Below are 19799 nucleotides of genomic sequence, written 5' to 3'. Positions count from 1 at the left end.
GGACAAGCGTGCCTGCTGCTGCCCGAGACTCCTCCGCGCCGCTGCCACGCGAGGTGAGCCTGGCCCGCATCATCTCCCAGGGCCTCATCCCCGCCACCGCCGCGTCCGACGTCGTCCAGGCGGTGGCGGGCAGACTCGCCATCCAGGGCCAGCAGGTCTCCGCCGTTCCGCACGCTCTGCTCGTGCGCGCCCCCGCGGCCACCCCGGCCGACGTCGAGGCCGCCTTCGCGCGAGGCGACCTAGTGCGCTCCTGGCCCATGCGCGGCACTGTCCACATCACCACCGCCGCGGACCACCACTGGCTGCGGGCCGCCCTCATGCACCGCACCGACGCCTGGGTCCGGCGCAGCGAGGCCGACTACGGTGTCGATACGGCCCTGTGCGAGCGCGCCGCCGAGGTGGCCCTCGGCCTCATCGACGACCAGGGGCCGCTGACGCGCTCGGTGCTGCTGGCGGCCTGGCAGGAGGCCGGCCTCATGGAGGCCTTCCGCGGAGAGGACGTCTCTGTTTACCGGCGCCGCCACCTCCTGGTGCGACTCCAGCGCGAGGGAATCCTCGTCCAAGGGCCACGGGTCGGCAACGAGCACCTCGTCATGGATGCGCGTCCCCTGCCCGACGCCGACTCCGGGCCCGCAGGAGCCGACGTCGCCCACAGCGGGGCGGGCCACCGCGCCGCCTGCGCCCACATTGCCTACCGCTACGCGGTCGGCCACGGCCCGGTCAGCGCCGAGGACCTGGCCCGCTGGACCACGCTGCCCAAGACGCAGGCCACCCGCGCCCTGGAGGACGCCGTCGAGCTGGGGAAGGAGCAGACCGCGGCGTCGGCCGATGACGCCGGCGACCCGGCCGGAACCCGCCTCCCGCTCGCGCGGGCGGTCGTCGAGGGCGGGGCGAACGGCGGCCTGCGAGTGCTCGGCCCCGGCGAGTCGGCCCCGAAGGCCGGCCTGCTCTACATGCGCGCCGACCTGCCCGACCTCCTGTCCGCTCACCGCACCGCCGCGCAGGCCACGCACTTCCTGGGCTCCTTCGACGAACTGCACGTGGGCTACAAGGACCGCTCCTGCCTCACCGACGACGACGGCGAGCGCCTCATCTGCCCGGCGAGCAACGGCATGTTCCGCCCGATCCTGGTCGACCGTGGGCAGATTGTCGCCGTGCGCCCGGTCGGCGAGGGCCTGCTGTGGAAGGGCGGGGCGGCACCGTCGGCCCGCGTGGAGCGTGATGTCAACCGGGCCGTCACCCGTATGGAGTACCGCCTGGCCCAGTAGCCGCTGTGAGCACTGGCCTCTCCTGCCCGCCGACTTCGCCACCCCTTGAAGGCTCCCCATGAGGAGAGCGGTACCCATTGCCGTATTCCTACCGAGTGGAAACCATTGACGGCAGCCGGTTCCCGTTCCCGCGCAGTGGAGGATCACTCATGCGCCGTCGTACGTTTCTTGCTGTCACAGGTGCAACCGCACTGCTACCAGCAGTGGTCGCCTGCCGGCAGAGCCGTTCTGGCTCATCAGCCACCCCTGTTCCCACGGCGCCCCCAAAATCTGACGCTGTTCCGAGTGCATTCGCGGACGCGTCTACCTGGCCAGCGGCCGACACCTACACGACGATTACGGCGGTGCGTGATCGTTACCTATGCGGTGGGGCCAGGATTAAAGACGCGCTCAACGTTTTCACCAAGGGATGGTGTCCTGTCGTTGTCGATATCAGTACTCTCACCACTTACGCAGTTCTCTTAGACCAGAAAGGTGTGTGGGTCACACGGAAAGTGGATCTAGTTGATGAAGATGACTTGGATCAGGATCCGAAAGGGGCGCTGACTACAATTTTCATGGGGTCAACTCTTCTCGATGGTGAGTACGCCTATCTCGCCTTTGGCGCTTTGACGCTATCCTCTCCCAGCACCCAGGACAGTATACGCGGCTCCGACTTCCCCGAGGGAACGGCTTGCCCTGTCGTCCTGGTCAAAATTCGTCTGTCGGACGGGTCGATTCAGGCTGCTACGACAGTTGCGGACAGACATCTAGTGGAGGATATTGAAGGGCTGCACCTCTCCTTCGCAAACGGTCGATCTTCTCTTGTCCTTATGGGTTATGATGTCGGCGTGGACAGTTCCCAGGACTCGGGGAACGACTACATTGCGCTCCGTCTCAGTGTGACAGACCTGTCAGTACAGTTTGATGCCCACTCGATTCTTGACGGCCACGATATAAACAATATCCGATTGTGCGGTCAGGCGATTGCTTACTATGTGAAACGAGTAGGGAGTGGCACGGGCGACTATGCCATCATGTTTCTGAGTGATAACAAGCATGAACGCACAGGAGAGCGGTATCCAATTGTAGTGAGGGATGACTGGTACTACTATAAAGACAATCAGGATAGGGAATCTTCGAGCGGGTCGGCGCGGAATATCGTTTCGGGTGAGACGATCGCATTAAAGGGTGACTGGAAGAATGAGTTACAAGGCTGGTCAAGTATTTCTTCGGATCAGCAGGCATATATTTCATGGAATGATCAGAATAGTTCCCACTCCATGTCGATCCGCACGCCTGGAGCGGCTGCCGCTGCACTGACGTGGGACGGAGGGAATCATGAGGTTCCTGATAGAGCCTGCGTCTTTGGCGACGTTTTGTACTCGTTCTACAAAGTAAAAACTTCAAGTAGCGCGTCGAGCAGTGAGTTCGACATCACTTCCATCAGTTCAGGGGAGACGATAGCTGATGTTCAAAAGACCGCGATAAATTTCGGAACGAACAATGCTGTCACTCCATGGGGTTTAGTGGCAGATGGCAGATTCTATGCCGCAACCAATTGGTTTGACGACGTCTCATTCTCCACCTCGACAGCATCGCCACCAACCGGTTCTCCCACGCCTACCGCCTAGACCGTCATCTCACAAAAAGGCATCGCCATGCATCGCCGAACCTTCCTTATCTCCACAGCAATCATCGGAATAGCGGGGTGTCTTGGCGCCTGCTCAAGAAACCTGAAAATGGGGCCAACGCCATCAATCGCGCCCGCGCCGACTCTGGGACCGGAATCAAGAGTATTGCCTCCGGCTGACGGCGCGGCGCCTTCCTCCTTTTCCGAATTTCCGTTATGGCCCGAAGGTGACATTCAAACAACGGTGACCGCTCTACATAAACAACATCTGTGCGGCACCGCCGAGATTCCAGAGCTGGACGGGAGAGTTTCCAATGGACTATGCCCCGTCGTCGTCGATCTGAGCGGACCGTCGACCTGGGCGATTATACCAGATGGCAAGGAAAACTGGAGCATAATGCCAGTGAAGATGTCACCCGGACCATCGCCATCGTCCAGTAGTAGCCCAGCAACGGCGGCCGGGCCATATGATCCGGGGCCCACCATCGCCGTTGGCCCGGCAGTTCTTGACGACTCTTACGCATACATCACTGCTGGAATTCACTCTACTAAAAACCTAACAAGTGAGCCGCCGAAAGGTTCTGCGTCAATCCATGTGATCAAAGTGTCTCTATCTGACCATGCGATTGTCGCGTCGATATGTGTCGCCAAAAACTATGTTGTTGACGACAAATTTCTTTATCGTGTTACTTTGACGCTCGATGTCGAACACGGCACTTTGTTGATTGTCGGAGACACTCGGGGAGTATCTCAAAAGGCTGATAGTTTCGGGTTTCGTATCAGTGCAGCCGACCTCTCCATTCAGTTTGACGCGAGCACTGTTTTTGCGGATGGATTTCAGGTAGAAGAATCGCTGGGTGAGGCGTTGCTTGTAAAGGACAAGGCGGTCATTGTGTATCTAGTAACCGGAGTCTCGGAAGATCGGGGGCAGAAAGTCATCAAGTCTGTTAAAGACGGCTGGGTGTACTATAAAGAATCAGACAACTCGAGCAGAGAGCTGGAGGCCTACAAGAGAGACGCCTTCCGGGCGCAAAATATTGCGACAGGAGAGAATATTCTCCTTGCCGATCATCCGCAGCAGTTTCACGGGCTGGCTACTCAGATTCCGATCTACACCAATCAACACGAGGTTATTCTCTATGGAGAGTATGGAGATTCCATCTTTTCCGTGAGGCAGCCAGGATCGGCCACGCCAATACTGTCTTGGAACTCGGGTGAGCGCGCAATTCCCAGCACAGCGTGCGTCTTCGGCGATATTGCGTATCTGGCGCCGTCAAAACATGCGAGCAACAGAGACGGAGCACTTCAACTCGTATCCCTATCCGCGGGGCAGGATGTCAACGAAATCCCGATTTCGGCATGGGGAGACTCAATTGCAGTCTCATCATGGGGGATTGTTTTGCATGATGTTTTCTATCCGGCAGATGCGTGGTTCGGATATCCCTCGGGTACGTCTGAACCTACGCCTACCGCTGTGAACTCATGATGAGAAGAGACCTCGGTTGCCCAGGATGGACGCTGAGGGGCGTCATGGCCTCGCCGATGTGCAGCCGTCTGGCCGGCGCCGTCGCCGCCTAGACCGGCCATGACGGCGCCGTCGGCCCGCGTGGAGCGCGATGTCAACCTGGCGGTCATCCGCGTGGAGCACAGCCGGGCCCAGTAGGCGAGGCTCCGTACGGGCCGCCAGGCGCAGGGCGTCGCGATCGGTTCTGTCATCCAAAGGGGTTTGCGTTGCAAACAATAGAGGGTATCCTGGTCTCAAGGTTTGAATCACAAACTGGTTTTCAGTGACGAAGGCATGTGAGGAGCTGCCATGGAAGCCGCTACTGCGCCGGCGCGCAAAGTCCCTGTCATGGAGTGGCGCCACGTTGCCAAGCGCTACCCGAAGGCCTCGGGGTGTGCCCTGAGCGACGTCTCCTTCGTGGTGCACCCCGGGGAGATCGTGGTACTGGTCGGCCCCAACGGCTCGGGCAAGACCACCACCATGGAGATGGTCTCCGCCCTGCGCCTGCCGACCTCGGGCGAGGTCCTGGTGAACAGCGAGGCCGTGCGCCCCTCCACCCCACAGCGCGCCCTCGTCGGCGTCCAGCTCCAGGAGACGGGTCTGCCCCAGCGACTCAAGGTGCGCGAGGCGATCCGCGCGGTAGCCGGCCTGTACGCCGATCCGGGGCCGGTCGATGAGATTGTCGCCCAGCTCGGCCTCGGCCCCTATATGACCCAGGCGATCGGTTCCCTGTCGGGCGGGTGGGCCAGGCGCCTGGACGTCGTCCTGGCCTGTATCGGCCGCCCCCGTGCCCTCGTCCTCGACGAGCCGACCAGCGGCATCGACCCCGTGGCGCGCGCCGAGCTGTGGGAGTTCCTGCGGCGACGCCGCAGCGAGGGCGTGGCGGTCCTGGCCTCCACCCACGACCTGAGCGAGGCCGAGGCCTACGCGGATCGGCTGCTGGTCCTCGATCGCGGGCGCCTGGTCCTCCAGGGGACGGTCGACGACATCCTCGATCTGGCCGGCGGCCGGTGGCGGCTACGGCTGATCGGGGTGGAGTCCTCCGTGGACGCCTGGGCCCTCACCCACGGCGTCGAGCTGGTCGAGGCCGGGGACACGCGCGTCCTCATCTCCGACAGACAGACCGTGGCCGCCATGGCCGAGCAGATCGAGGCCGCTCGCGACCGCGGCGACCTGCACTATCAGGACATCCTCAAAGGGCCGATCCGGCTGGAGGACGTTTTCGCCGAAGCGGTTTCCCAAGCGAATCAGGAGGTAGCCCGATGACCGTGCAATCACAGCAGACCCGGCGGGCGCGCCATGCGCACCCGCAGCCCGACGCCCTCGCGGCGCCGCCCGTCTCCGGCACCCTGTTGGCCGGCGCCTCCGGAGCTGGGCGGTCCCAGCCCGGCCAGCCCCAAGCCCTGGCTCCCGGATGGCGGGTGGTGACGGTGTGGGCCCGTCAGGAGCTCGTCCTGCTGCTGCGCGAGCCCGTCGCCGTATTCTTCTCCCTCGCCTTCCCGGTGATCATGTACGTCTTCATCGGCATTCCCTACGCCTCCAACGAGGTCGCCCCCGGCGTGAGATTCATCGACGTCATGTTCCCCTCGCTCATCCTGTCGGTCATGGCCAACCTGCTGCTCATGGGAATGCCGATATACCTGGCCGAGCTGCGCTCGCGCGGAATCGACCGGCGCTACTCCACACTCCCACTGCGGGGCCGGCACTTCGTGATCGCCCTGCTGCTGTCCACGCTCGCGCTGGTGATGGCCGCCTCGATGATCATCGTCCTGGTGGTCGCCGTGCGCGACGGCGTGAGGCCCGAACTGTGGAACCCGCGCTTCCTGACGGTCATGGCGGGTTCGATCGCCTGGCTCTCGGCACTGGGCTTCTTCATCGGCGCGCTGAGGGTCTCCTCGCGTACGACCCAGGCCCTGTCGGCCGCCGTCTTCTTCCTTATGTTCTTCGGTTCGGGCGCGGCGATGCCCTTGGAGCAGCTCCCCGAGGCCCTCAAGAGAATCCTGGAGTGGAACCCGCTCAAGCAGTGGCTCGACGTCGCGGTGGGTCTCTACACGGGCACCGGGGTCGAACGGGTGGAGTGGCTCAGGCTTCTCATGGCGCTGCCGCTGCTCGCCTGCTGCGTCCTGGCGGGGGCGCGGATGTGGAGGCGGCGCTCATGACAACGAGAACGACCGAGCTTGCCGCCGGAGCCCAGCACGCCGGCTTCTGGTGCACTCCGGGGCCTGCTCGTCTCGCGCTGGGGCTCGTCCTGACGATCCTGCTCCTCAAACTGCCGACGGTCACCATCTCGCTCCTGCTCCCCGAGGGGCACGGAACACTGGTTCCCGCCAGCGGAGGCGGCAAAGAAGTATGGATATCGTTGAGCTGGATCGTCTTCACCCTGGTCGCGGTGGGTGCCCGTCACTGGATAGGGGCGGTATCGGCAATCTGGCTCCTCACGCTGTCGGCCATCTCCGGAGGACGGCTGCTGGCCGACAGCTACCTGGCCTGGGGGCTCTGGCTGATGGCGAGCTCTCTGATGGGACTGATGGCCCTCGCGCTGGCACTGCGTGCGGGAGGCTTCAGCAGGAAACAGCGCAGCGCTGACGGCCGGTGACCGGCGCTCTCGCGCCCCGTGCGCAGTGGTCCGGCAGCACTGCCGCCGGACCACTGCGGATCCGGAGATGTGGGGGAGAAGACGCCGAGAATGAGGTTGTCTGATGTCTGGGGAAGTGACAGAATCCGACTCATGAGCAACGAAGCCATGCAGGTCCGCGCACTGCGGGGTCGTGTTGTCACCCCCGACCACATCATCGACGACGGGGCCGTCGTCCTGTCGGGAACCCACATCGCCTGGGTCGGGCCTGCCGACCGGGCCGCCCGGGCTGGCTTCGGAGACGTCGTCGAGCAGGCGCAGACCGCACCCGAGGGCGGCTACCTCCTGCCGGGCCTGGTCGACGTCCACTGCCACGGCGGCGGCGGCGAGTCCTTCCCCAACGCCGAGACCGCCGAGCAGGCGATGATCTCCGTGCGCGAGCACCGCCGCTTCGGCACCACCTCGCTGGTGGCCTCCTGCGTGACGGCCGCCCCCGAGGTCCTCAAGGCGCGCACCCGGGTCCTGGCCGGGCTGTGCGAGGACGGCGAACTCGCCGGCATCCACTTCGAGGGACCCTTCGTCTCGGTTGAGCGCTGCGGCGCCCAGGACCCCACCTACATCATCGACCCCGACGCCGCCCTGACCCGCGAGCTCATCGAGCTCGGCGGCGGGCACGTCGTCACCATGACGATCGCCCCGGAGAAACCCGGCATCACCGGCGACGACGGAGTCAACGCGGCCCTCATCGAGGGCGGGGCCCTGCCCTCCTTCGGGCACACCGACTCCGAGGCCGCCCCCGTGCGCGCCGCCCTGGCCGACGCCGCCGCCCGCATCGCCGAGCGCATCGAGGCCGGCAAGACCGTCCGCTCCCCGCGCTCCACCGCCACCCACCTGTTCAACGGCATGCGACCCATGCACCACCGCAAACCCGGGCCCGTGCCCGAGTTCCTGGCCGCCGCCCAGCGCGGCGAATGCGTCTTGGAGATGATCGGCGACGGCGTGCACTTGAACCCCGCCATCGTTCTGGACATGTTCGAGACCCTGGGGCGCGATAACGTCGTCCTGATCACCGACGCCATGGCCGCGGCCGGCATGGCGGACGGCGACTACGTGCTCGGCTCCCAGCCGGTCACCGTGGCCGACGGCGTCGCCCACCTCACCGAGGGCGGCGCGATCGCAGGGGGGACCGCCCACCTCATCGACGTCGTGCGCACCACCTGGCACGGAGGAGTCGACCTGGTCGATGCCGTCTACGCCGCCAGCGTCCAGGGTGCGCAGATCCTCGGCGACCCTTACGTAGGGGCACTGCGGGCGGGCCTGTGGGCCGACGTCGTCGTCACCGACGCGGACCTGAGGCCCGTCACCGTGCTGCGCCGCGGCGAGACGGTGGAACCCGCTGCCTGAGGCGCGCGGCCCAGAACCGCCGCCCGATCCTCCCACGCCACCGGCCCGCACGGGCCCCAGCAGTCTCTTGTCATGTGGGAGCCGTTCGCCCCGACCTGAACCATCAGGTCGGGGCGAACGTGTGGTGCGGAGGCGGCTGGGCCGTGCGCGCCGGTCGGCCGGCCGAAGTGATGCGTGCGGCTAGCCCGGCAGGCCCAGGAGGCGGCGGGTGTAGACGGCCTGGCCGGAGTGCTGGGCGGCGTCGTCGATGATCGAGGCCAGACGCACGCCCCGGGTGACGGGCGGGTCCCAGGAGCTGTCGACGACATCGTCGAGTACCTGCGGCGTCAGGCCGCGCAGGTAGGTGGTGGCCAGCGCGTAGGCGTCATCAAGATAGGCGAAGAGGAGACCGAGGTCGCTGACGACGACCTGTGCGGCCTGATCGGGCGTGTGGTGCCAGTCCTCGGTGTCGTCAGGAAGGGCCAGGGCGAAGCGCTCCCGGTGGCCGTCGGTGATCCAGACGGGTTCGATGCCCGCCAACGGCGCGACCTGGGTGTCGAGCTCGCGGGCCGTGTGCCAGGCCAACCAGGTCAGGGAGTCGATGCGCGGAGCCAGGTCCGGGGTGGGCTGCGTGTTGGCCTGCTCCACGGTGACGCCGTCGAAGGCGCGGTCGAAGCGCTCGCGCGACCGTGACAGGATGTCGATGAGCATCTCGGGAGTCGTCATGCCGTCAGGCTACGCCTCTGTCTGACGCCCGCGGGAGCCCGGCGTCGACGGGGAACCGGCCCTGAATGGCGGTGGGGGATTCAACGGTGCGGGGAGTTGGGGGCGATGCTCATGTACTTGGCTGAAGGCTTCTCCATGATGGCGAAGGCGAGGCAGGCTACAGCCGAGATACCGACTCCGATGATGCTCGCCGTCGCCAGGACGTCGGAGGAGCCGGAAGAGAGTCCCAGGTTCTCAAAGGGTGAAGGAATACGCGAGGGAATGAAGTGTTGATCGGGCAGTGACAAGGATAGGAGTATGAGGAATATCAGGTGGCTTAAGAAGGCTATCGCTGTTGCCGGTGTGATGGTTCTATTGCCGAAGCGTGATGGCCTGTTCGATGTGGCGGCGAAAGTGGCGGCGTGAAAGCCGATGACGTATGGGAGAAGGAAGAAGAGGGAGCGCATGCCGAATGCGTCAAATGTGATGCGCAATCCGATCACGATGAGCGGTATCGCGATGACCAGCGGGATCCTGAGCCAGAAGAAGAGTGTATTCCGCGTGGAAGCGGTGCAGTCGTTGGCTCCCTGTATGGAATTCAGCAGGGACGAGTAGGACATGACGCTGTACGGCAAAGGGGCTGGGATCTGGTGCGTATATGGAGGCGGCCCTCCGTATACCTGCATACTGCTTTGGGGGAGGCTCATGCCTTGAGGTTAGAGGCGGAGTGCGGGAACGGCGATGGGGTGTTGTTCCCAAGGGACGAGGAGCGGGCCAGACGGACGAGTGGTAGTGCGAGTGGGTGATCCGGATGCGGGCCGGCCGTGGTCGCGCGCGCTGCCGCGCCCCGACGAACGCCCAGATCAAACCGAGTCCCGGACACGAAACGCCCCTCCCACGAGTGGCGCATCCACCCCTGGAACCCGCCGTCGTTGGTGAAGAGGATGTCGGTAGGGGTGTTGGGGGTTAGTGTCCTTGGGCTTCTTCGGCGTCGTCGGTGAGGTAGGTGATGATGCGTACGAGGTCGTAGGGGGTGGAGGTTTCGGTGGTGGTGATGGTGCCTTCGATTGTGTGCCAGTTGGTGTGGCCGGTGGGGCGGTATCTGGTTGTCCAGGTGGTGGTTAGGGTGGTGGTGATGTTCTTGTCGGTGTGTTTGTAGTGGTGGGTGACGGTGTGGTTTGGGTAGGGGGCTCCGGGGTCGGTGGTGGTTGTGGTGGTTCCGTCTCCCCAGTTCCAGGTGTAGGAGATGGGGGTGAATTCGACCTCGATTGCTGTGTCGAGGATGGTGGTGGTCTGGTAGCGGGGGTTGGGGTCGGTGTAGACGATGAAGGCTTTGGAGATGATGACTTTTGGGCCGGGTGGTTGGCGGGTGATGCCCGAGCCCTGTGCGATGAGTGTGGCGGCCTGGCGGGTGGTGATCGTGATCGTGCGGGGGCCGCCGGTGGGTTCCTCGGGTCCGGAGGGCTGGAGTAGCCCGTTGTTCACGCAGTGAATCTCAGGGTGTTCGTCGCCGTTGTCGGTGCATTTTTGGTGGGGTTTCTCGTCCCACATCGACGGTTCTGATGCCGTCACGTCTGGGTGTTCCTGAGATGGTGGTGCACCGGGCTCTGATGCCCCCTCCTGAGGAATCTGCTCCGTCACTTCACCATAAGCATTTACTCCCTTGTCGGTGTTTCCGGCGGATACGTTAGATTCGACGGCCGCAGAATTTTCGCTTCCACCTTTTGGGTATGGTGCGGGTAGAATTAATGGTGCAACGATCGCGATGGCGGCGATAGGTTTCATGATCATTTTTCAACCACCTCGACCGCTCCGACCGACCAACGTCCGTTGATATACCTAACTCCGAAATTAAGAACTCTTCCGTCATCCGTGTCAGAAGTTTTCGAGGGTGTGCCATCTCCGGGATGAGAGGTCATTTGTCCGTAGTTGATGACGATTTTGATTCGATTGTAATTATATCCGTCTAGTTTTTCGTAGTATGTGGCATCTACAATGCTTTGGTCCCACTTATCTATCCATCCTCCTGTCGCGTGAAGCTTGGTTGCCCGATCAATTGCAGATTGACAGAATTGGCACTGGTCTTCGCTCATGGCTGCGAGTTCGGTGGTGTCGCCGGTCATGAAGGCGTAGCGGTAGAGGTCGAGGAAGTAGTAGACGCTTGCGACTGCGCCCTCGGAGGTCTCCTCGCTGACCTGTGGGTTCTTGGCGGGTGCGGGTTCGGCCAGGGCGGTGTCGCGCTGGGCCTTGAGTTCGGGGGTCAGGGCGGCTTCTCGGGAGGCGGTCGCCGATGCGTTGGCCTCGGCGAGGCCCTTCTCGGCCCGGGCGACGGCCGCAGACGCACTGGTACTGGCGCTGGCACTGGCCTCCGCCCGCGCGTCCTTCAGCGCACAGCCCGCCGCCCCCAAGGCAAGAACGCACACCACCGCCAAACCGGCGGCCGCCCGACGGCGCCCCAGACGAGAACCGGACCGGCCGCACTCGACTGCGGATCGCCTCGAGTGCGCAGGATTTGGGGATCGTAGGGACGTGCTCATCACCGATAGCCTCCTCGCCACCGAAACAACTCCTCACACCACCGGGATGGGCAGCAGTGCCCGTCCGAGCGGTGTATTGACATTACCTGCACACACGCCCCGACCGCCAGACTTTGACACGGCCCTGTGGAAAACCCCCGGGGCACTATCGCCGAAGCGCCCACCACGGGTGGATCGGCGCCCCTGACCTCGCAGGAATCCAGCAGCCATCACGCAACTGAAACAGGCGCCCCACGGGCCCCATCACCTAGCCCGAAGCAATGGTGGCCCGTCAGTAGGCGGTCTTGTCATGGGACGTGGTTCCGGGTGTGGACAACCAGCCGTCAAGGGCTCAGGTGCAGCGGCTGTGGCGCCCGGGGGCACTATGCCGGTTCGGTGAAGAACGCGCGGCGACTTAAGAACAGGTGGTGGGGTCGCCGTCCCGGCATACGGGCAGCGGGGCCGGCAGTGCGTTCAGGAGAAGACGACGGTGCGGTGCCCGTTGAGCAGCACCCGGTGCTCGGTGTGCCAGCGCACTGCCTGAGCCAGTACCCGGCGCTCGACATCCTGGCCCTTGGCCTGCAGCGTGGCCACCGAGTCCTCGTGGCCGGCCCGCGTCACGTCCTGCTCGATGATCGGACCCTCATCCAGGTCCGCCGTCACGTAGTGCGCCGTCGCCCCGATGAGCTTGACCCCGCGCTCGTGCGCCTGGGCGTAGGGGCGCGCCCCCTTGAAGGACGGCAGGAACGAGTGGTGGATGTTGATGACGCCCCCGCGCAGCCGCTCGCACAGGGCAGGGGAGAGGATCTGCATGTAGCGGGCCAGCACCACCAGCTCGACGTCGAGGGAGTCCACCAGCCCCAGCAGTTCTGCCTCGGCGGCCTCCTTGGTCTCCTTGGTGACCGGAATGTGGTGGAAGGGCACCCCGTAGAACTCGGCGACGTCCCGCAGCGTCTCGTGGTTGCCCACCACGCCGACGACGTCGACCGGCAGCCCCTGGCTGCGCTCCCGGAAGAGCAGGTCGGTCAGGCAGTGCCCCTCCTTGGAGACCATAATGAGGGTGCGCATGGCGCGCCCCACCTCATCGAGGCTCCACTCCATCTCGTAATCCCCGGCCAGCTCGGCCAGGTCCTTCTCCAGCTCCTCGCGCGGCACGGTGGTCAGCACCTGGACCCGCATGAAGAACAGACCGGTGGAGGAGTCCCCGAATTGCTTGGACTCGGTGATGTTCCCGCCGCGGCGCGCCAGCGTACCGGTGACCGCGTGGACGATGCCCGGACGGTCAGGGCAGGACAGGGACAGGACCAGGTGGGCAGCAGAATCGGGTTGCGCCGTGGAGTGAGCCATGGACTCAGCCTAATCGGCGCTCGCGCCACTTGACGACGGCGAGCACTAGCCAGGTGGTCACGATGAAGGGCCAGGTGTAGGTCGGCACCGGGATCTCCGTGAAAACTCGGTCCACGACGACGGTCAGCACTGATCCCGCGACCGCCAGCACCCAGGCCCGCCTCCCGGGAGGCAGGAGGACGACGCCGATCGCGATCGCCGTCAGGCACGGAGAGTACCCGCCCAGACCGTGCGCCGCCTGACCGGCGGGAACGAGTGCCAGCGTTGCCGCCGTTCCGACGACGCTACCCAGCAGCGCTGCCGTTCCTACTCTCCAACTGGCGATGAACAGCCCGGCCAGGATCAGCGCACCGCCGACCCAGGAGTCGACGAGCACCACCTGGGACTCTCCCGTCAGCACCGCCTCCGGGACCAGCCACGCCGTCGACCCGCTGACCGGTGCCGGATCGGGCACCATCGGCGCGTCGATCGCCCTGAGCAGAGCGGTCAGTAGGCCGGAGACGATGCAGAAGGGAGCCGTGAGCGCCGGGAGCCCGACCGGGGCGAGAACGCGCTCCAGAGCGCGGTGGACCGCGGGACACGCCGCCGCCCCGACCACGGTGAGCAGCGTCGCCGGCCAGAAAACGCCCATAGCGGCCCAGGCCGCCGCTCCCACCAGCGCCCCGTTGTAGCCCTGGAGTCCATCGGTGATTTGCAGGTCCAGCAGCCGTGCCGCCACCGTCGACACCGTCGTCCCGAGGACCACTTGGAGGGCCATGAGTGGTGAGTAGACGGCGATGCCGGCCACGATGAGCACTCCGGTGAGCGCATGGGGCTGGAGGAAGATCTGCCCGACCCCGCGCCCGAGCGCGCTCACGCCGACCGAGACGATCGATGGGACGGCCGCGGTGTCCGGCCTGGGAATCGGGTGGTGGGGTTGATGAGCAGATGATTCAGGCATGGGGGGCTCCGATCGATGGAGATTCGGGAGATGCCCGCTGCCGAGGCGAGCGGGCCGTCACTAGTACTTGCGCAGGTCGAGCCTCGGCGCGCCGAACCACCGGCCGCGCACGAGCTCGTTGATGTCGAGCATGAGACCGGTCAGCCGGGTCGTGTCGTCACCCAGCACCCGGGCAACGAGTCCGGGACCCGGCACCTGCGTCACTCCGGCGCGCACGTCATCGGCCTCGAGCAGCTCGCCGACCTCGGCGACGAGCGCGGCATCGACGCGGGCGTCGACGACCATGAAGGAGGCCAGGTGGCTGTACCCCTCCAGAGTTCCCAGGCCCGCCATGCCGGTTTCGCCGGGGACCAGGCGCAGGCTGTCGACGACGGCGCACCGGCCGCCGATACGGATATCGGTGCGCACCCGTACGGAGTCATACCCGAAGGCCGAACCGTCCGGGGCCCAACCGGGGGTGAGGACCTCCAAGGACATGAAGGTTGCCGTCGGATCCATCTCGACGAGGGCGGTCTGCAGGTAGGAGGACTCCCTGTAGGCGATGACCTGGTCGGGAACGAGCTCGAGTACGGCTCCCGGAGCCAGGCTCACCCGGGTGTGCTGGTGGACCGGGCAGGTGGGGGTGCGGTAGATCTTCGTGGCCGCTTGGGTGGTCAGCAGCGCTGAAGCCCCCTCCTCGACCTCGATCTCGGTGAGGTAGAAGTCGCCGTCCAGGTACCCGCCCCCTGGATTGACCGCGTAGTAGGTCACCTGTCCGGTCTCATCGAGGTACAGAGGGCGGAATACCTTCAGTGCTCCCCTGTGGTACTGGTCCACGGCGATACTCCGGTCCCCGTCCCGAGCGATCCGCAGATGCAGTTCGCCGGTGGTGCTCACGACTCCAGATCCGTCATGAGCACGTCGTGGCGGAGCCACTCGATGACGTGATCCAGGCCCTCATCGGTTTTGAGATTGGTGAAGCAGAAGGGCCTGTCACCCCGGAACACCTTGGAATCGGCCTCCATGACCGCCAGATCGGCGCCGACGTGAGGAGCCAGGTCCGTCTTGTTGATGACGAACAGGTCGGACTTGATCATCCCCTGACCGGCCTTGCGAGGAATCTTCTCGCCCTGGGCCACGTCGATGATATAGATGGAGAAGTCGACGAGCTCGGGGGAGAAGGTGGCCGAGAGGTTGTCGCCTCCCGACTCCACGAACACCACCTCCAGGTCGGGGTGGCGCTCGACCAGCTCGGCGATCGCCGCCTCGTTCATGGAGGTGTCCTCGCGGATGGCGGTGTGCGGGCAGCCCCCGGTCTCCAGCCCGACGATGCGGTCCACCGGCAGGATCCCCTGAGCGGCGAGGATTTTGGCGTCCTCGATCGTGTAGATGTCATTGGTGACGGCGGCCATGGAGATCTCCCGGCTCAGGGCCCGGGTGACCCGCTCGATGAGCTGGGTCTTACCCGCCCCCACCGGGCCGCCCACCCCGATACGAATCGGACCGGGATGCTGGGAACGGGCGGCCTGCTTTCCGGGACTATCAGCGAGAGTCCGGCTGGCTGTTGCTGTCATGAGTTTCTCCTTAGTAGTTCTTCAGGACATGAACATGCGGGCGCGCTGGCGCTCGTGCCGCATCTGGCTGATCTCGATCCCGGGCGCGGCGGCCCCCAGATCCATCTCGTCAAGAGTCCCGATCCGCCTGACCGCGGCGCGGACGTCGTCGCGTACCGAGGCGATGGCGCGCTGACCGGCGTCCTGCCCCAGGGGGATGGCTCGTACGGCGTTCTGCGTCAGTGAGATCACACTGGACTGGAGGTACGCCGCCGTGACCGCCGCCGGTGGTGCCGTGAGCGCGTAGCCGGCGATCGCCAGCACGATGGCGGGGTGGGCGCAGCAGCCTTCCGTGTCCACGAGTGCCGTGTAGCGGCTCAGCAGCCTGTCGCCGTCGGTGCCTTCCAGGGCCAGGCGAGCGATGGTGAGCAGACGCCGCCCCATCGTCACCCCGGCACGGCGCACCTGGATCGGCACCGCCTGAGCCACGAGGAGGTCGTCGAGGCGGGCGATCGCCTCCCAGTCGTCCGCCGCCACCGCCTCGAAGGCCAGCCGCAGCCCCAGTCCCTCGGAGAAGGTCAGCTGGGTGGACACGAGCGCGCGCAACCAGGTCGCGAAGGATGCTTCGCCGTCGACGATGCCGTCGCAGATATAGGTTTCCAGCCCGAAGGAGTGGGAGAAGGCGCCCGTGGGCAGTGCGGAGTCGCACAGCTGGGCCAGCGGGAGCTGCCAGCGCGCGGGCTCGCCCCACTCCGAGGCGCAGGGGTCAGTGAGTGTGCTCGGCATGGCGGAAGGGGACGGGCATGGACCGCTCCATCCGCGCATGGCGCACCCCCAGGTGCTCCAGGTAATGCTCGGCGGTGTGGTCGTACTGGATGACCATGACGCCGTCATGTCCCTCAAGCCCCGGGAAGGGGTCATCCGGTCCGAAGAACTGGGCAGGCAGGTGCCGGTTGCCCAGGTTGTGGGCGACGACCCCCATCTCGCGCACCGTGGCGGGCGCGATGACGAGGACATCGGTGGGCTCCAGGCGCACGACGACGATTCCGCGTTCGTTGCGAAGCAGAATGTCTCCCTCGCGCAGGTCCGGCGCTCCCGGTGCGAGCCGGATGCCGAGCTCGGTGCCGTGGTCCGAGCGCACTCGCTGGATGCGTTTAGTAAGGGCGGCCAGAGGGAGGATCACACTCTCGACGTGCACGCCCTCGAGATCCTCGGGGGAGAAATCGTGGATATTGCCTGCGATGGACTCGATAATCATGAAGGCTCCAGGATGAGGGGTCAGAACAGGAAGTAGCGCTGGGCCAAGGCGAGGACCTCGGCGGGCTCGCAGGTGACCTTCTCGCCGTCGACCCTGACCTCGTAGGTCTCGGGATCGACGGTGAGCGCCGGAGTGGCGTCGTTGAAGGCCATGTCCGCCTTCGTCAGCCGCCTGACCCCGCGGGCCGGACGGATCTTCTTGCGCAGCCCCAGGCTCTGGGGCACTCCTGCCTCGATGGCGGCCTGGGACATGAAGGTGATCGAGTTCGACGCCGGTGCCGCCCCGTAGCCGCCGAACATGGGGCGCATGAGTGTGGGCTCGGGGGTGGGGATCGAGGCGTTGGCGTCCCCCATGACCGCCGAGGCGATCTGGCCTCCCTTGAGGACCAGGTTCGGTTTGACCCCGAAGAAGGCGGGATCCCACAGCACCAGGTCCGCCCACTTGCCCACCTCCACGCTGCCCACGACCTCGGCGATCCCGTTGGTGCGGGCTGGGTTGATCGTGTACTTCGACACGTAGCGCTTGATGCGCAGGTTGTCGCCGCCCTCCGGGTCCCCGGCGAGCTTGCCGCGCGCCTTCTTCATCTGGTCGGCCACCTGCCAGGTGCGGATGACGACCTCACCGACGCGCCCCATGGCCTGGGAGTCCGACGACGTCATGGAGAACACGCCCAGGTCGTGCAGAACGTCCTCGGCAGCGATCGTCTCCGGGCGGATGCGCGAGTCCGCGAAGGCGACGTCCTCCGGGATGGCGGGGTTGAGGTGGTGGCACACCATGAGCATGTCGAGGTGCTCCTCGGCGGTGTTGCGTGTGAAGGGCAGTGTCGGATTGGTCGAGGACGGCAGGATGTTGGGGTCCTGTGCCAGGGTGATGATGTCCGGTGCATGGCCGCCGCCCGCGCCCTCGGTGTGGAAGGTGTGAATGACCCGTCCGCCGATGGCGCGGCGGGTGTCCTCCACGAAACCGCACTCGTTGAGCGTGTCGGTGTGGATGGCGACCTGCACGTCGAACTCGTCGGCGACCTTGAGCGCCTCGTCGATGACCGCGTGTGTGGCGCCCCAATCCTCGTGGATCTTGAAGCCGACCGCTCCGGCGCGCAGCTGCTCGGCCAGCGGCTCCCGGGCGGAGGCGTGGCCCTTGGCCAGCAGACCGATATTCATCGGGAAGTCCTCGACGGCCTGGAGCATGCGGGCCAGGTTCCAGGCCCCGGGCGTGATCGTGGTGGCGTTGGTGCCATCGGCGGGGCCCGTCCCCCCTCCGATCATGGTGGTCACACCTGAGGCCAGGGCGGTGGCGACCTGGGTGGGGGAGATGAAGTGAATGTGAGAGTCGATGCCTCCGGCCGTCAGGATGCGGTGCTCCCCGGCGATCACCTCCGTGGATGTGCCGATGACGATATCGATGTCGTCCATGATGTCCGGGTTGCCTGCGGCGCCGATGGCGCTGATGACGCCGTCGCGGATGGCGACGTCGGCCTTGTAGACGCCGGTGTAGTCGATGATGATCGCATTGGTGATGACGGTGTCGGGAATGCCCTCGTCTCGCGTGCGCTGGCCATTGTGGCCCATGCCGTCGCGGATGACCTTGCCGCCTCCGAAGACGGCCTCGTCGCCACGATGGGTCAGGTCCCACTCGATCTGGGCGAAGAGGTCGGTGTCGGCCAGACGGACGGCGTCCCCGGTGGTGGGGCCGTACAGGGCAGCATGCTCCCGACGGCTGAGTTCCTTGCTCATGGTGTGCTCCTGTGCTCTCAGCCCTGGATGGGTCCGTTCGTCTTGCCTGCCAGCCCGAAGACCCTCCGCGCTCCGGCCAGTGCCACCAGGTGGACTGGCCTGGAGTCGCCCGGCTCGAAGCGAACGGCGGTTCCGGCGGGAATATCGAGGCGGAAACCGCGAGCGGCCTGCCGGTCGAAGGACAGCGCGGAGTTGACCTCGGCGAAATGGAAGTGCGAGCCGACCTGAATGGGGCGGTCCCCGGTGTTGAGGACGTCGAGGTCGACGGTGGGGCGGTCCTCGTTGATGGTGATGGTGCCGCTCGCGAGCCGGTACATGCCCGGGATCATGACAGCCTCCTGCGAATCGGGTCGTGGACGGAGACGAGCTTGGTCCCGTCGGGGAAGGTCGCCTCCACCTGGACCGCGCGGATCATCTCGGGGACCCCCTCCATGACGTCCTCGCGGGTCAGCAGGGTGGTGCCATAGGCCATGAGGTCGGAGACGGTGCGCCCCTCTCGGGCTCCTTCGAGGATCTCAGCGGTGATGTAGGCGACTGCCTCGGGGTGGTTGAGCCGGATCCCTCTGTCCTTGCGTCTTCGTGCCAGGTCTGCGGCGACGACGATGAGTAGCTTCTCCTGCTCACGAGGAGTGAGGTGCATCGGGCTTCTCCCAGAGACGGTTCGGAGCGGGCGCATAAGCGCGAGCTTGTCCGCGTGTGACGAACGCTTATAGGCAATGCCTTGCGTGTTACATGAATATTTCCGGTCGATCGGTGACAGCGTGGGGGAGTGTTCTCCTCCTCGGTTTTCCGCTTCATTGCGGGAATGTGGTGCTTACGGTTGAAGTACTGGGCATTCTTTGTCGACCGGCGTCGATACTGAGGAAAGGAAGGGCCGGGATGCGCGCTGCTGCGCATCCCGGCCCGGTGGGGGTACTGGCCTCGACCGATCAGCCCTGACGGGCCTTGAGGCGGGGATTCTTCTTGTTGATGACGTAGGTGTGACCGCGGCGTCGGACCACCTTGGAGCCCGGCTGCTTGGCCAGGGACCGGATCGAGGCGCGAACCTTCATGAGTGACTCCTTAACTCTCTCTTCCTGTACTGCGATGTCCGGGCGTGGGGCCTGCCTGCGCGACTAGCGCGTCCGCTTGCCGTAGCGGCGCTCGAACTTCTCCACCCGACCGGCCGTGTCCAGGATGCGGCCCTGGCCGGTCCAGAACGGGTGCGAGGCGCTAGAGACATCGACGTCGTAGACCGGGTAGGTGTTGCCGTCCTCCCACTCGATGGTCTCCGACGACGTCAGAGTCGAACGGGTCAGGAAGGCGAAGCCGGCCGACTTATCGCGAAAGACGATGGGCTGGTAGCTGGGGTGGATCCCCGGGCGCATGAGAGCTCCTCGGATATGGGTGATTGGGGTGGTCGGTATTGGTGGGTGCTGTGAGAATG

The 19799-nt window shown here is 65.3% G+C and carries 22 protein-coding genes; 7 read left to right on the top strand and 15 right to left on the bottom strand.

Going from position 1 to position 19799, the window contains the following annotated elements; all coding sequences use genetic code 11:
* Nucleotides 1-8 precede the first annotated feature (8 nt).
* The 7 genes from FK256_RS00545 to FK256_RS00515 all read left to right on the top strand — a co-directional run bounded on the left by FK256_RS00545 (nt 9) and on the right by FK256_RS00515 (nt 8363).
* Nucleotides 9-1268 (top strand): DNA glycosylase AlkZ-like family protein, encoded by a 1260-nt coding sequence (locus FK256_RS00545; protein WP_141423304.1) that lies wholly within the window; start codon nt 9-11, stop codon nt 1266-1268.
* A gap of 149 nt (nt 1269-1417) precedes the next feature.
* A complete protein-coding gene (locus FK256_RS00540) occupies nt 1418-2881 on the top strand; it encodes a hypothetical protein (RefSeq protein WP_141423303.1) in 1464 nt (487 codons plus the stop codon).
* Nucleotides 2882-2908: 27 nt separating this feature from the next.
* Nucleotides 2909-4366, top strand: coding sequence for a hypothetical protein (locus FK256_RS00535; RefSeq protein ID WP_141423302.1), 1458 nt, complete (start codon nt 2909-2911; stop codon nt 4364-4366).
* Nucleotides 4367-4693: 327 nt separating this feature from the next.
* Nucleotides 4694-5650, top strand: coding sequence for an ABC transporter ATP-binding protein (locus FK256_RS00530; protein WP_141423301.1), 957 nt, complete (start codon nt 4694-4696; stop codon nt 5648-5650).
* Nucleotides 5647-6543 (top strand): ABC transporter permease, encoded by an 897-nt coding sequence (locus tag FK256_RS00525; protein ID WP_141423300.1) that lies wholly within the window; start codon nt 5647-5649, stop codon nt 6541-6543. Before FK256_RS00530 ends, FK256_RS00525 begins: the two co-directional genes overlap by 4 nt.
* Complete coding sequence (locus FK256_RS00520) at nt 6540-6980, top strand: hypothetical protein (protein ID WP_039894357.1); 441 nt, start codon at nt 6540-6542, stop codon at nt 6978-6980. Before FK256_RS00525 ends, FK256_RS00520 begins: the two co-directional genes overlap by 4 nt.
* 147 nt (nt 6981-7127) lie before the next feature.
* Nucleotides 7128-8363, top strand: coding sequence for an N-acetylglucosamine-6-phosphate deacetylase (locus FK256_RS00515; RefSeq protein ID WP_211343500.1), 1236 nt, complete (start codon nt 7128-7130; stop codon nt 8361-8363).
* A gap of 180 nt (nt 8364-8543) precedes the next feature.
* Here the strand turns inward: FK256_RS00515 and FK256_RS00510 are convergent, their stop codons facing one another.
* The 15 genes from FK256_RS00510 to FK256_RS00440 form a co-directional block, all read right to left on the bottom strand.
* Entirely contained in the window at nt 8544-9068 is a 525-nt protein-coding gene (locus tag FK256_RS00510; RefSeq protein ID WP_141423298.1) for a mycothiol transferase, read from the bottom strand.
* An 80-nt stretch (nt 9069-9148) separates the two neighbouring features.
* Nucleotides 9149-9667 (bottom strand): hypothetical protein, encoded by a 519-nt coding sequence (locus FK256_RS00505; protein ID WP_141423297.1) that lies wholly within the window; start codon nt 9665-9667, stop codon nt 9149-9151.
* A gap of 346 nt (nt 9668-10013) precedes the next feature.
* Nucleotides 10014-10838, bottom strand: a complete 825-nt coding sequence (locus FK256_RS14840; protein WP_425321563.1) for a zinc transporter — start codon at nt 10836-10838, stop codon at nt 10014-10016.
* Nucleotides 10835-11584 (bottom strand): DUF6318 family protein, encoded by a 750-nt coding sequence (locus FK256_RS00495; protein WP_141423296.1) that lies wholly within the window; start codon nt 11582-11584, stop codon nt 10835-10837. The genes FK256_RS14840 and FK256_RS00495 overlap by 4 nt, the downstream gene beginning before the upstream one ends.
* A gap of 453 nt (nt 11585-12037) precedes the next feature.
* A complete protein-coding gene (gene purU / locus FK256_RS00490) occupies nt 12038-12910 on the bottom strand; it encodes a formyltetrahydrofolate deformylase (RefSeq protein ID WP_009233431.1) in 873 nt (290 codons plus the stop codon).
* A 4-nt stretch (nt 12911-12914) separates the two neighbouring features.
* Nucleotides 12915-13850: an urea transporter gene (locus tag FK256_RS00485; protein WP_141423295.1), complete on the bottom strand. Its 936-nt coding sequence runs from the start codon at nt 13848-13850 to the stop codon at nt 12915-12917.
* A gap of 60 nt (nt 13851-13910) precedes the next feature.
* Nucleotides 13911-14726, bottom strand: a complete 816-nt coding sequence (locus FK256_RS00480) for an urease accessory protein UreD (protein WP_141423294.1) — start codon at nt 14724-14726, stop codon at nt 13911-13913.
* Nucleotides 14723-15403 carry an urease accessory protein UreG gene (ureG, locus tag FK256_RS00475; protein ID WP_211343498.1) on the bottom strand — a complete coding sequence of 227 codons (681 nt, stop codon included), beginning with the start codon at nt 15401-15403 and terminating at the stop codon, nt 14723-14725. The genes FK256_RS00480 and ureG overlap by 4 nt, the downstream gene beginning before the upstream one ends.
* 21 nt (nt 15404-15424) lie before the next feature.
* Nucleotides 15425-16168 carry an urease accessory protein UreF gene (locus FK256_RS00470; protein WP_141423293.1) on the bottom strand — a complete coding sequence of 248 codons (744 nt, stop codon included), beginning with the start codon at nt 16166-16168 and terminating at the stop codon, nt 15425-15427.
* Nucleotides 16149-16640 carry an urease accessory protein UreE gene (gene ureE / locus FK256_RS00465; protein ID WP_141423292.1) on the bottom strand — a complete coding sequence of 164 codons (492 nt, stop codon included), beginning with the start codon at nt 16638-16640 and terminating at the stop codon, nt 16149-16151. Before ureE ends, FK256_RS00470 begins: the two co-directional genes overlap by 20 nt.
* 20 nt (nt 16641-16660) lie before the next feature.
* On the bottom strand, nt 16661-18373 hold the full coding sequence (gene ureC, locus FK256_RS00460) for an urease subunit alpha (protein ID WP_141423291.1): 1713 nt from the start codon (nt 18371-18373) through the stop codon (nt 16661-16663).
* 17 nt (nt 18374-18390) lie between these two features.
* Complete coding sequence (locus FK256_RS00455; protein ID WP_141423290.1) at nt 18391-18702, bottom strand: urease subunit beta; 312 nt, start codon at nt 18700-18702, stop codon at nt 18391-18393.
* Entirely contained in the window at nt 18699-19013 is a 315-nt protein-coding gene (locus FK256_RS00450; RefSeq protein WP_009233439.1) for an urease subunit gamma, read from the bottom strand. Before FK256_RS00450 ends, FK256_RS00455 begins: the two co-directional genes overlap by 4 nt.
* 289 nt (nt 19014-19302) lie before the next feature.
* On the bottom strand, nt 19303-19425 hold the full coding sequence (ykgO, locus tag FK256_RS00445; RefSeq protein ID WP_003782012.1) for a type B 50S ribosomal protein L36: 123 nt from the start codon (nt 19423-19425) through the stop codon (nt 19303-19305).
* Between the two features lie 63 nt (nt 19426-19488).
* Nucleotides 19489-19740, bottom strand: coding sequence for a type B 50S ribosomal protein L31 (locus FK256_RS00440; protein WP_009233440.1), 252 nt, complete (start codon nt 19738-19740; stop codon nt 19489-19491).
* Between the last annotated feature and the right edge of the window lie 59 nt (nt 19741-19799).

Source organism: Actinomyces johnsonii (genome assembly GCF_006546835.1).
In the GTDB taxonomy this organism is placed as follows: domain Bacteria; phylum Actinomycetota; class Actinomycetes; order Actinomycetales; family Actinomycetaceae; genus Actinomyces; species Actinomyces johnsonii.
The sequence above is the reverse complement of the archived record's forward strand: the minus strand, read 5'-3'. Positions and strand labels throughout refer to the sequence as shown.

What these genes read in the sequence shown, in the direction of transcription:
- FK256_RS00540 (WP_141423303.1), top strand. Translation starts at nt 1,418, where the DNA reads ATGCGCCGTCGTACGTTTCTTGCTGTCACAGGTGCAACCGCACTGCTA.
- FK256_RS00535 (WP_141423302.1), top strand. Translation starts at nt 2,909, where the DNA reads ATGCATCGCCGAACCTTCCTTATCTCCACAGCAATCATCGGAATAGCG.
- FK256_RS00530 (WP_141423301.1), top strand. Translation starts at nt 4,694, where the DNA reads ATGGAAGCCGCTACTGCGCCGGCGCGCAAAGTCCCTGTCATGGAGTGG.
- FK256_RS00525 (WP_141423300.1), top strand. Translation starts at nt 5,647, where the DNA reads ATGACCGTGCAATCACAGCAGACCCGGCGGGCGCGCCATGCGCACCCG.
- FK256_RS00520 (WP_039894357.1), top strand. Translation starts at nt 6,540, where the DNA reads ATGACAACGAGAACGACCGAGCTTGCCGCCGGAGCCCAGCACGCCGGC.
- FK256_RS00515 (WP_211343500.1), top strand. Translation starts at nt 7,128, where the DNA reads ATGCAGGTCCGCGCACTGCGGGGTCGTGTTGTCACCCCCGACCACATC.
- FK256_RS00510 (WP_141423298.1), bottom strand. Translation starts at nt 9,068, where the DNA reads ATGACGACTCCCGAGATGCTCATCGACATCCTGTCACGGTCGCGCGAG.
- FK256_RS00505 (WP_141423297.1), bottom strand. Translation starts at nt 9,667, where the DNA reads ATGTCCTACTCGTCCCTGCTGAATTCCATACAGGGAGCCAACGACTGC.
- FK256_RS14840 (WP_425321563.1), bottom strand. Translation starts at nt 10,838, where the DNA reads ATGATCATGAAACCTATCGCCGCCATCGCGATCGTTGCACCATTAATT.
- FK256_RS00495 (WP_141423296.1), bottom strand. Translation starts at nt 11,584, where the DNA reads ATGAGCACGTCCCTACGATCCCCAAATCCTGCGCACTCGAGGCGATCC.
- purU (WP_009233431.1), bottom strand. Translation starts at nt 12,910, where the DNA reads ATGGCTCACTCCACGGCGCAACCCGATTCTGCTGCCCACCTGGTCCTG.
- FK256_RS00485 (WP_141423295.1), bottom strand. Translation starts at nt 13,850, where the DNA reads ATGCCTGAATCATCTGCTCATCAACCCCACCACCCGATTCCCAGGCCG.
- ureG (WP_211343498.1), bottom strand. Translation starts at nt 15,403, where the DNA reads ATGACAGCAACAGCCAGCCGGACTCTCGCTGATAGTCCCGGAAAGCAG.
- FK256_RS00470 (WP_141423293.1), bottom strand. Translation starts at nt 16,168, where the DNA reads ATGCCGAGCACACTCACTGACCCCTGCGCCTCGGAGTGGGGCGAGCCC.
- ureE (WP_141423292.1), bottom strand. Translation starts at nt 16,640, where the DNA reads ATGATTATCGAGTCCATCGCAGGCAATATCCACGATTTCTCCCCCGAG.
- ureC (WP_141423291.1), bottom strand. Translation starts at nt 18,373, where the DNA reads ATGAGCAAGGAACTCAGCCGTCGGGAGCATGCTGCCCTGTACGGCCCC.
- FK256_RS00455 (WP_141423290.1), bottom strand. Translation starts at nt 18,702, where the DNA reads ATGATCCCGGGCATGTACCGGCTCGCGAGCGGCACCATCACCATCAAC.
- FK256_RS00450 (WP_009233439.1), bottom strand. Translation starts at nt 19,013, where the DNA reads ATGCACCTCACTCCTCGTGAGCAGGAGAAGCTACTCATCGTCGTCGCC.
- ykgO (WP_003782012.1), bottom strand. Translation starts at nt 19,425, where the DNA reads ATGAAGGTTCGCGCCTCGATCCGGTCCCTGGCCAAGCAGCCGGGCTCC.
- FK256_RS00440 (WP_009233440.1), bottom strand. Translation starts at nt 19,740, where the DNA reads ATGCGCCCGGGGATCCACCCCAGCTACCAGCCCATCGTCTTTCGCGAT.